This window comes from Rhodococcus sp. (in: high G+C Gram-positive bacteria) (genome assembly GCF_049591685.1).
Lineage (GTDB): Bacteria > Actinomycetota > Actinomycetes > Mycobacteriales > Mycobacteriaceae > Rhodococcoides.
This window is the reverse complement of sequence record NZ_JBAWFH010000314.1, coordinates 1-9,934: the sequence shown is the minus strand read 5'-3', so window position 1 is coordinate 9,934 and position 9,934 is coordinate 1. Positions and strand designations below refer to the sequence as shown.

Here is a 9,934-nt window from a genome sequence, read left to right as displayed (position 1 = left end):
CCAGCAGGTGGAGCACCGGCCGGCGGTTTCCGCGGGCGTCCGGGCGGCGGTGGCCGTCCAGGTCAACGCGGCGCGGCAGCAGGTGCATTCGGTCGTCCTGGCGGTGCGCCGCGACGTGGGCGTAAGTCGAAGAGGGCGAAACGCGCCGAGTACGAGAGCATGCAGGCTCCCGCAGTCGGTGGCGTCAGGTTGCCACGTGGCAACGGCGAGACAATCCGTCTCGCTCGCGGCGCGTCGCTGTCCGACTTCGCCGACAAGATCGATGCCAACCCCGCAGCACTGGTACAGGCGTTGTTCAACCTCGGCGAGATGGTGACGGCAACCCAGTCCGTCAACGACGAGACGCTCGAACTGCTCGGCGGCGAGATGAACTACGTCGTTCAGGTCGTCAGCCCCGAGGACGAGGACCGCGAACTGCTGGGCAGCTTCGACCTCACCTACGGCGAGGACGCAGGCGGCGAGGACGATCTCGAGCAGCGTCCCCCGGTGGTCACCGTCATGGGCCACGTCGACCACGGTAAGACGAGGTTGCTGGACTCGATTCGTAACACCGCGGTCCGCGAAGGCGAAGCCGGCGGCATCACGCAGCACATCGGCGCCTACCAGGTGCTGACCGAGCTGGAAGGTAACGAGCGTCTGGTCACCTTCATCGACACCCCGGGTCACGAGGCCTTCACGGCGATGCGTGCCCGCGGCGCCAAGGCCACCGACCTCGCGATCTTGGTCGTCGCAGCCGACGACGGCGTCATGCCGCAGACGGTCGAGGCGATCAACCATGCGCAGGCAGCCGACGTTCCGATGGTCGTCGCGGTCAACAAGATCGACAAGGAGGGCGCGAACCCGGACAAGATCCGGCAGCAGCTCACCGAATACGGTCTGGTGGCAGAGGAGTACGGCGGCGACACGATGTTCGTCGAAATCTCCGCAAAGCAGGGCACCAACATCGACGCATTGCTCGAAGCAGTGTTGTTGACGGCAGATGCTGCGCTCGATCTGCGCGCCAACCCGGACATGGACGCTCAGGGTGTCGCCATCGAGGCACACCTCGACCGTGGTCGCGGCCCGGTGGCAACCGTGCTCATCCAGCGCGGAACGCTCCGCGTCGGTGACTCGATCGTCGCCGGCGACGCCTACGGACGCGTTCGTCGCATGGTCGACGAGCACGGCGAGGATGTCACCGAGGCGCTGCCTTCGCGTCCGGTACAGGTCATCGGCTTCACGTCGGTGCCCGGTGCAGGTGACAACCTGCTGGTTGTCGACGAGGACCGCATCGCCCGTCAGATCGCCGATCGACGCAACGCCCGCAAGCGCAATGCGCTCGCAGCGAAGAGTCGCAAGCGCATCAGCTTGGACGATCTCGATGCAGCGTTGAAGGAGACTTCACAGCTCAACCTGATCCTCAAAGGCGACAACTCGGGAACCGTGGAGGCGCTGGAAGAAGCCCTGCTGGGGATCGAGATCGACGACGAGGTCGAGTTGCGCGTCATCGACCGCGGTGTCGGTGGAGTCACCGAGACCAACGTCAACCTGGCGTCGGCGTCCAACGCGATCATCATCGGCTTCAACGTTCGTGCGGAGGGCAAGGCCACCGAGCTGGCCAACCGTGAGGGCGTCGACATCCGGTACTACTCGGTCATCTACCAGGCGATCGACGAGATCGAGAAGGCCCTCAAAGGCATGCTCAAGCCGGTATACGAAGAGGTTGCGCTCGGCCAGGCCGAGATCCGCGCGCTGTTCCGCTCCTCCAAGGTCGGAAACATCGCCGGTTGCCTCGTCACTTCCGGAACGATCCGCCGCAACGCCAAGGCACGTCTGCTGCGTGACAACACGGTGGTCGCCGAGACCGTCACGATCTCCTCGCTTCGCCGCGAGAAGGAAGACGCGGTCGAGGTACGCGAGGGATACGAATGTGGTCTCACGGTGACGTACTCGGACATCAAGGTGGGAGATGTCATCGAGGCGTACGAGCTTCGTGAGAAGCCGCGCGACTAGTTCGACGCGCGGATGTGGTGAAGCACGGGGAGTGACACTGCACTGATCGTAAAGTTTCGGCGGCGGCACCGAGAGGTGTCGCCGCCGGAAGCTTTCGGTCGAATCGATCGAAGGATGGCCGCTTGTACCTGGGTGCTCTCGAACTGGACGTACTACTGGGTGACGTGCGTTCTCTTGCCGACAAGCGTTCGACAGTGGAGCCCGTGATCACCGAACTGCAGAGGTTCGGGGTGTCCGCGGCGGAGACCGGGGAGAAGGGTCGTATCCGACGATCGTTGTTCGGGATCGCCGCAGCGGGTATCGATGTGGACGGTCTGCACGACAAACTGGACGAATGCGAACGGCATGTCGCCGAGCGCCACGATCTGGAATTGTTGGCGGTCAGAAGAAGAATTTTCGGTCCCGAGGACTGACTCGGGCCCGCGTGTGAGGAGCGTGAAGTTCATGGTGGATCAGGCGAGAGCTCGCAGGCTTTCGAAGCGCATTGCCGCCATCGTTGCGACGGCCATCGATCACGAGATCAAAGATCCGAGGTTGGCGTTCGTCACTGTCACCGACTGCAAGGTCACGGCCGATCTGCACGATGCGACGGTTTTCTACACGGTCATGGGGGAGAACCTCGACACCGCTCCGGATCTGCAGGCTGCGGCCGCAGGGCTCGAGAAGGCCAAGGGTGTTCTTAGGTCGAAGGTGGGCGCGGGCACGGGCGTTCGGTTCACACCGACCCTGACCTTCGTCACCGATACTGTGCCGGACACTGCACGGCATATGGAAGAACTGCTGGAGCGAGCGCGTCAGGCCGACAGCGAGGTTGCCCGTGCGGCAGCGAGTGCCAAGCCCGCTGGTGACCCCGACCCGTACAAGGCTCCACGTGAGTCCGCACTGGATTCCGAGTCCAGCGACGTGGACTGATCGACGTGACGACGACCCCCCGCGCCGAGGAACTCCGTGCGTCGAGCGCGGAAACGGCCGACCGCCTGCTGGGCCCGGCCATCTCGCTGCTGGAGTCGGCCCGGACCGTGACAGTTCTGTGCCACGTACACCCGGATGCCGACACGATCGGCAGTGGGTTGGCGCTGGCGATGGTGTTGAATCGGCGCGGCGCGTCGGTACAGGTGTCGTTCGCGGTTCCGACGGAACTGCCCGAGTCGATGGACATGTTGCCCGGCAGAGATCTGTTGGTACCGGCCCCGGCCGTTCGATCCGACGCCGATCTCGTGGTTACCGTCGACGCTGGTAGCCGTGGTCGGCTCGGATCGTTGGCCGATCGACTCGATTTCGCCGACGCAACGCTCGTCGTGGATCACCACCGGTCGAACACCAGGTTCGGCACCTTGAACGTCGTCGACGAGTCAGCCGAGTCCACCACCGCGGTCATCACCCGACTGCTCGATGCGTGGGGTGTGGATATCGACGCGGACATCGCGCACTGTCTGTTCGCTGGGCTGGTCACCGACACCGGTTCTTTCCGGTGGGTGCGGCCGGGTTCGCACCTTCTTGCCGAACGACTGCTTGCCACCGGAATCGACGGAGCAGCCATCGCGCGCAAACTGCTCGACAATCACCCGTTCGGATGGCTGCCGATGTTGGGTTCGGTTCTGGGCGGAGCCACGCTCGTCCGCGAGGCAGCAGGTGGACGTGGACTCGTCTACGCCTCCATCTTGCGTGACGATTCCGCAGGGCTTCGTTCGGAGGAGATCGAGAGCGTCATCGACATCGTCCGAACCACGTCTGAGGCCGAGGTCGCGGCGGTGCTCAAGCAGCAGGAGGGTGACGAGTGGACTGTCTCGCTCCGATCCAAGACCGAGATCGACGTGTCCGCAGTGGCGTCGGTTCTCGGCGGCGGAGGTCATCGAAACGCGGCCGGTTTCACCGCGCACGGGACGAAAGACGACGTCGTCGCCTCGCTGACCGATGCCCTCGCTTTGCAGACGAATGTCCTGGCCTCGCCGACCGATGCCCTCGCCTGAAGCCGGCGAGGTTCGGGCGTCACCTCGCCGCATCCTCGGTCTTGCGTTGCCCGCGTTGGGCGTTCTCGCAGCAGAACCACTGTATCTCCTGTTCGATGCTGCGGTGGTGGGACGCCTCGGGGCACTGCCTCTCGCCGGCCTTGCGGTGGGCGGTCTGGTCCTCGCGCAGGTCGGCACTCAGCTGACGTTCTTGTCGTACGGAACGACGGCACGCGCCGCCCGCATGCACGGTGCGGGGCGTGAGCGCGATGCCGTCGGCGAGGGCGTACAGGCGACATGGCTCGCTCTGGCGCTCGGGTCGCTGATCGTCGCCCTGATGCAGATTCTGTGTGTACCGATTCTGACGGTCATCGGCGGCGGCGGGGACATCACCGGCGAAGCGGTTGCCTGGTTCCGGGTGGCCGTTTTCGGCGTCCCGTTCATTCTCGTGTCGATGGCAGGCAACGGCTGGATGCGCGGTGTGCAGGACACCGCAAGGCCGTTGCGATATGTGGTGGCGGGTCTGGCGTTGTCGGCGGTTCTGTGTCCCCTGTTGGTCCACGGTCTGTACGGGTTTCCCCACCTCGGATTGGTGGGGTCTGCCGTTGCCAACGTGGTGGGTCAGGCGGTGTCCGGGGTGTTCTTCGTGGTGGCCGTGGGCAGAGCCGGCGCCGCACTCCGACCGTCGTGGGCGGTCATGCGTGCACAGTTGGTACTGGGGCGTGACCTGGTTCTCCGGTCGCTGGCGTTTCAGGCGTGCTTCCTGTCCGCAGCGGCGGTCGCGTCGAGATTCGGGGCAGCATCCGTTGCAGCCAATCAAGTTGTCCTGCACATGTGGAACCTGGTGTCGTTGACTCTCGACTCGCTTGCGATCGCCGCCCAGACGCTGGTCGGCGCTGCACTCGGGCGTTCGGACGTCCGGGGTGCCACGAGTCTCGGATGGCGCCTGACGGTGTGGTCGACGGTGTTTGCGGTCGTGCTGGCGGGCTTCTTCGCGGTGGGTTTGCCCGTGGTTCCCGAGTTGTTCACGACGGATACCGCGGTGGTTCTCGAGATGCAGTCGATCTGGTGGATCTTCGTGACGATCGTGCCGATTGCGGGTGTTGTGTTCGCCCTGGACGGCGTGCTCCTCGGTGCGGGGGACGCCGCGTTCCTGCGGACCGCGACACTGGGCTGCGCTCTCGTCGGCTTCCTCCCCATGATCTGGATGGCACTGGCGTTCGACTGGGGACTTCGGGGCATTTGGTTCGGACTCGGCTTCTTCGTGGCGCTGCGCATGATCGCGGTTGTCGCGCGGACGCTGTCGGGACGCTGGGCCGTCGTCGGCGCCGACATACAGCGGGCACCCGAAGCAACCGCCTGAGTACACCGGCCGAGGCCGATCAGCGCGCGGCCGGGTGAATGGCGACTTCCTGACTTTTGACGACGAAGAAGACATCGCAACCCGGTTCGATGTCGAGTTCTGCGACGGCCGCCGGGGTGACCTCGGCAACCGGACCGGGTGTGCCGTCGGGGTTGTCGGCACCGCGGAGCCGAACCGTTCCCCCGTGGACGTGCATTTCGGCGATCGTGATGGGGAGGACGTTTCGCGGACTGGCATGCGGACGCTCGAGGTGCACCGCAACAGCGGAGGGCGAGAACACGGCGACCGCGTTCCCGGCGCTGTCAGAGGCCGTTTCGCGGCGGCCGTACACCTTTAGCCCCCATGACGTCCGGAGCGAGTCGCGCGTGTCACCGACGCCGGAGAGCAGGTTGACTCCGGCGATACGTGCGGCGAACCCGCTGCGCGGTGCGGACAACACCTCGGTTGTCGGGCCACATTCGACGATCCGACCGGAGTCGATCACCACGACCGTGTCTGCGAGCACGACGGCGTCGAGCAGGTCGTGCGTGACGATGACGGCGGTGCGGCGGTGCGTGCGCAGAACCGTGCGCAGTAGTCGGCGGACTGCCGGGGCTGCGTCGACGTCGAGTGCGGACATCGGCTCGTCGAGGAGGAGGACTCTGGGCTCTGCCGCCAGGGCACGGGCGATCGCGACTCGCCGAGCTTGTCCGCCCGACAGCTGAGCGGGCGTGCGGTCGGCGAGCTCGACTGCGTCCACCGCAGACAGCCACGTGCGGGCGATTTCATGTGCCGTGCGTTTGCGGACCCCGCGGCTACGCGGTGCGAACGCGACGTTGGCCTCTGCGTCGAGGTGCGGAAACAGCAGGGCCTTCTGAGTCAGGCTGGCGACGCCACGGGCGTGCGGTGCGACGAACGTTCTCGTCCGCGTGTCCGTGACGACGTCGTCGCCTATCGCGATGCGCCCATGGTCGGGCCTGAGCAAGCCTGCGACGAGCGAAAGCAAGGTCGTCTTACCTGCGCCGTTCGGTCCGAGGACGGCAACGACCTCGCCGTCGGCGACGGTAAGTTCGAACGAGGCGTCGCGGCTGTCTACGCGTGCATCGACGCGGATGCTGCTCACAGCGCGCCGGTGGTCTGTCGACCCCGAGCCGCGACGACGACCACGGCGGCGACGACGATCAGCACGAGCGAGAGAGCCACTGCGGCGTCGGCGTCGGACTCCCGCTGCAGATAGATCTCGAGCGGGAGGGTGCGCGTGACGCCTTCCAAGGACCCGGCGAAGGTCAGGGTCGCGCCGAATTCTCCCAGCGCCCGGGCGAACGCGAGTACGGCGCCCGAGACGAGGCCGGGCAGCACGAGTGGGATCGTCACCCGGCGCAGAACGGTCGTGGGTCGCGCACCCAGAGTTGCGGCGACCACCTCGTACTCACGACTCGAACTGCGCAGCGCGCCTTCAAGGCTGACGACGAGGAAGGGCAGTGAGACGAACGTCTGGGCCAGTACCACGGCGGTCGTCGAGAACGCGATCGAGATTCCCCATGCATCGAGGTGTGCGCCGAGAACACCGAGGCGGCCGAACGTGTAGAGCAGCGCGATTCCGCCGACCACCGGTGGCAACACAAGGGGTAGCAGCACGAGTGCGCGCAGTATCGACATGCCGGGGAAATCCGAGCGCGCGAGTACGAGTGCCATCGGAACGCCGAGGACGATGCACGCGGCCGTGCTCATCGCGGCGGTTCGCAGGCTCAATGCCAAGGCCGTGCGGGAAGACTCGGACGTGACGAGCGGGACGAAGTGTGTCCAGTCGATCTTCAGCACGATGGCAAGCAACGGCACGGCCACGAACAGCGCACCGACAACGGCGGGTGCGTATGCCCACACGGGCAGCGCGACGGACACCGTGTTCCCACGCCGCGTGGTCACGGGATTCACGGTGCTGCGAAGCCGGCACGGGCCAGTACAGCTCGCCCGGCCTCGCCCGTCACGAGGTCGGCGAACGCATCGGCGGTCGCCGGGTTGCGGCTGCTTTGCAACACGGCGATGGGGTAGGTGTTGGCGGCGTTGGACGATTCGGGGAAGGGCACCGACGTCACTCGGTCGCCGGCGGTCGCAGCGTCGGTGACGTAGACGATCCCTGCGTCGGCTTGACCGGACGTCACCTTCCCCAGCACGTCCGTCACCGCGGATTCCTCGCTGACGGCGGGGATGGTCGTCCCCGTCGCATCCTCCACCTTGTCCGTGGCGCTGCCGCACGGCACCTGGGGAGCGCACACCACGGTGAGAATGTCCGGGTTCGCCAGGTCGCCGAACGAGGTCACGTTCTTCGGATTGCCCGGTGCCGTAACGATGGTGAGGGTGTTCTTCGCGAAATCTGCAGGCTCACCGCGCACCAGCTCGCCGTCGACGGCCTTGCCCATGTTGACCGCGTCGGCAGAGGCGAAGACGTCGGCGGGCGCACCCTGGGTCAGTTGTGTCACCAGGTCCGACGAGCCGGCGAACGACAATTGGACAGTTGTGCCCGGGTTCTGTCGTTCGAACTCCTCGGCCAGCTCGCCGAAGCTCGCGGTGAGGGAGGCGGCGGCGAACACGGTGATCTCGCCGGAGACGGAGCCGTCCTGCGGCCGCGGCGATCGGTCGGCTGTGCAACCACCCAACGCGCAGACCACCGCCGCGGCAGCTGCCACAGCCGCGACCGGGGTCAACCGGTACTTGCTCATCCAGCAGGCGTCCTCTCGGAATCAGGGTGCTTCGACGATGACGGTGGTGGCCTTGACTACAGCCACTGCGATGGAGCCCGGTTCGAGCTGCAGTGTGCGTACCGATTCGGTGCTCATCAACGACACGACGGTGAAGGGACCGCACTGCAGTTCGACCTCGCTCATGACCGTGTCCGAGGTCACCTTCGTGACGAGTCCGACGAGCCGATTGCGGGCAGAACTGCCGGTTCCCGTTGGGTCGGGCGGTGGGGTGGCATGCTCGCGTGCAAACGCGGCCAGTTCGGCGCCGCCGATGACCTTCCGCCCGGACTCGTCCTTGTGCGACGGCAGAGCCCCGCTGTCGACCAGGCGACGAACCGTGTCGTCGCTGACACCGAGCAATGCTGCGGCATCCTTGATCCTAATCCGCGTTTGCGTCACGAAAGCAATGGTAAATCAGCAGATGCGGTCAACGAGCTCAGATCAGCGATTTTTTCGCGAGTTCACCACCCGCGCCATGAACGTCGCCGCAACGAGGGCGATGGCGCAGACGATTGCCGTGGTGACGAAACCCGTCATGAAATCATCGGACGCCAGTCCGGCCAGGAACGCCGCCATCACGGTGATGACCATTCCGGCGCGGAGGCCATTTCTCTCAGACGACGTCAGATTTCCCATGGGTGTGATTGTCGCACCGACTGCGCATCACCCCTGACGAGCCGTGCCGGGAATCGCAGGGGAAGATGAAGCGTTGGTTATCCATCGGACCGCGAGAAGTCGAACGGAAGGACCACCACCTGTGGCACCCAAGCTCTGGGCAGTCAGTGACATTCACGTCGGTCATCGAGGCAATCGCCCGGTCACCGAAGATATTCACCCCGAATCGCCCGAAGATTGGTTGATCGTCGCCGGTGACGTGTCCGAGAAGACCGATGACATCAGGTGGGCGCTTCAGCTGTTGCGAAGCAGATTTGCGAAGGTGTTCTGGGTCCCCGGCAATCACGAACTGTGGACGACCGTCAAGGATCCGGTGCAGATCCACGGTGTTGCGCGCTACGAGTATCTCGTCAACCTCTGCCGCGAGATCGACGTGATCACGCCGGAGGATCCCTACGTGGTGTGGGAGGGCGAAGGTGGGCCGGCCACGATCGTGCCGATGTTCCTGCTGTACGACTACTCGTTCCTGCCCCGCGGCGCCATCGACAAGGAGCACGGGCTCACCATTGCGCGGGACAAGAATGTCGTCGCCACGGACGAGTTTCTGCTCTCGCCTCAGCCGTACGCGACGCGCGATGCCTGGTGTCACGCGCGGATAGAGACCACGAAGAAGCGGCTCGACGCGCTGGATCTGTCCATCCCGACGGTGCAGATCAACCACTTCCCGATGGTTCGACAGCCCACCGACGTCCTGTTCTACCCGGAATTCGCACTGTGGTGCGGATCGACGCTCACCGCTGACTGGCACACGCGATACAACGCACTGTGCTCGGTGTACGGCCACCTTCACATCCCGCGAACCACGTATTACGACGGCGTCCGATTCGAGGAGGTATCCGTCGGATATCCCCGCGAGTGGCAGCGCCGCGGACTGCCCACCAACGTGCTTCGTCAGATACTCCCGGTGCCCGAATACCCGGATGGCACGTTGAACAAGTGGGGTGGCCACTTCACGGTCACTCCCGAAATGGAAGCCGAAGTCGAGAAGATGAGGGCGAAGAGTTGATCGAGCTGATCCTTCCCCACGGTGTGGTCGCCGCCGAGTTGTTCGAGGACCCGCCGGGGCTGCAGCCGCACCCACTCGAGGCCCCACTGGTGGCCAAGGCCGTAGACAAACGCAAGCGCGAGTTCACCTCCGCACGGCACTGTGCGCGCGTCGCGATGGGCAAGCTCGGGGTGGAGCCTGCGCCCATCATGCGCGGCAAGTCGGGGGCGCCCCAGTGGCCGAAGGGCGT

General features: G+C 65.4%; 11 protein-coding genes and 1 pseudogene. 7 read left to right on the top strand and 5 right to left on the bottom strand.

Annotated elements, in window-relative coordinates; genetic code table 11:
• From infB to WBQ44_RS12950, 5 genes are all read left to right on the top strand, one after another.
• Nucleotides 1–1,992 (top strand): translation initiation factor IF-2 (infB, locus tag WBQ44_RS12970; protein ID WP_495567089.1); only part of this gene is annotated, 1,992 nt, incomplete at its 5' end.
• A 122-nt stretch (nt 1,993–2,114) separates the two neighbouring features.
• Nucleotides 2,115–2,405 (top strand): DUF503 domain-containing protein, encoded by a 291-nt coding sequence (locus tag WBQ44_RS12965; protein ID WP_495567088.1) that lies wholly within the window; start codon nt 2,115–2,117, stop codon nt 2,403–2,405.
• Between the two features lie 31 nt (nt 2,406–2,436).
• Complete coding sequence (gene rbfA, locus WBQ44_RS12960; protein ID WP_495567087.1) at nt 2,437–2,904, top strand: 30S ribosome-binding factor RbfA; 468 nt, start codon at nt 2,437–2,439, stop codon at nt 2,902–2,904.
• A 65-nt stretch (nt 2,905–2,969) separates the two neighbouring features.
• Nucleotides 2,970–3,962, top strand: a complete 993-nt coding sequence (locus WBQ44_RS12955) for a DHH family phosphoesterase (protein ID WP_495567090.1) — start codon at nt 2,970–2,972, stop codon at nt 3,960–3,962.
• Nucleotides 3,928–5,304: an MATE family efflux transporter gene (locus WBQ44_RS12950; RefSeq protein ID WP_495567086.1), complete on the top strand. Its 1,377-nt coding sequence runs from the start codon at nt 3,928–3,930 to the stop codon at nt 5,302–5,304. The genes WBQ44_RS12955 and WBQ44_RS12950 overlap by 35 nt, the downstream gene beginning before the upstream one ends.
• A 19-nt stretch (nt 5,305–5,323) precedes the next feature.
• Here the strand turns inward: WBQ44_RS12950 and WBQ44_RS12945 are convergent, their stop codons facing one another.
• Genes WBQ44_RS12945 through WBQ44_RS12925 form a run of 5 tightly spaced genes read right to left on the bottom strand, consistent with a single transcriptional unit; the run spans nt 5,324 to nt 8,660 of the window.
• Nucleotides 5,324–6,406: a sulfate/molybdate ABC transporter ATP-binding protein gene (locus WBQ44_RS12945; protein ID WP_495567085.1), complete on the bottom strand. Its 1,083-nt coding sequence runs from the start codon at nt 6,404–6,406 to the stop codon at nt 5,324–5,326.
• On the bottom strand, nt 6,403–7,209 hold the full coding sequence (locus tag WBQ44_RS12940; protein WP_495567084.1) for an ABC transporter permease: 807 nt from the start codon (nt 7,207–7,209) through the stop codon (nt 6,403–6,405). Before WBQ44_RS12940 ends, WBQ44_RS12945 begins: the two co-directional genes overlap by 4 nt.
• Before the next feature lie 5 nt (nt 7,210–7,214).
• Nucleotides 7,215–8,003, bottom strand: a complete 789-nt coding sequence (modA, locus tag WBQ44_RS12935) for a molybdate ABC transporter substrate-binding protein (RefSeq protein ID WP_495567083.1) — start codon at nt 8,001–8,003, stop codon at nt 7,215–7,217.
• A gap of 21 nt (nt 8,004–8,024) precedes the next feature.
• A complete protein-coding gene (locus WBQ44_RS12930) occupies nt 8,025–8,423 on the bottom strand; it encodes a TOBE domain-containing protein (protein WP_495567082.1) in 399 nt (132 codons plus the stop codon).
• 42 nt (nt 8,424–8,465) lie between these two features.
• Entirely contained in the window at nt 8,466–8,660 is a 195-nt protein-coding gene (locus tag WBQ44_RS12925; protein ID WP_495567081.1) for a hypothetical protein, read from the bottom strand.
• Nucleotides 8,661–8,781: 121 nt separating this feature from the next.
• Between WBQ44_RS12925 and WBQ44_RS12920 the strand changes: the two genes are divergently transcribed.
• Both WBQ44_RS12920 and WBQ44_RS12915 read left to right on the top strand, forming a co-directional pair.
• The gene (locus WBQ44_RS12920) at nt 8,782–9,705 is read left to right on the top strand and encodes a metallophosphoesterase family protein (RefSeq protein WP_495567080.1); all 924 of its coding nucleotides are present in this window, start codon (nt 8,782–8,784) and stop codon (nt 9,703–9,705) included.
• Nucleotides 9,702–9,934, top strand: a pseudogene (locus WBQ44_RS12915) (4'-phosphopantetheinyl transferase); the annotation flags it as partial. The gene WBQ44_RS12920 and the pseudogene WBQ44_RS12915, both read left to right, overlap by 4 nt.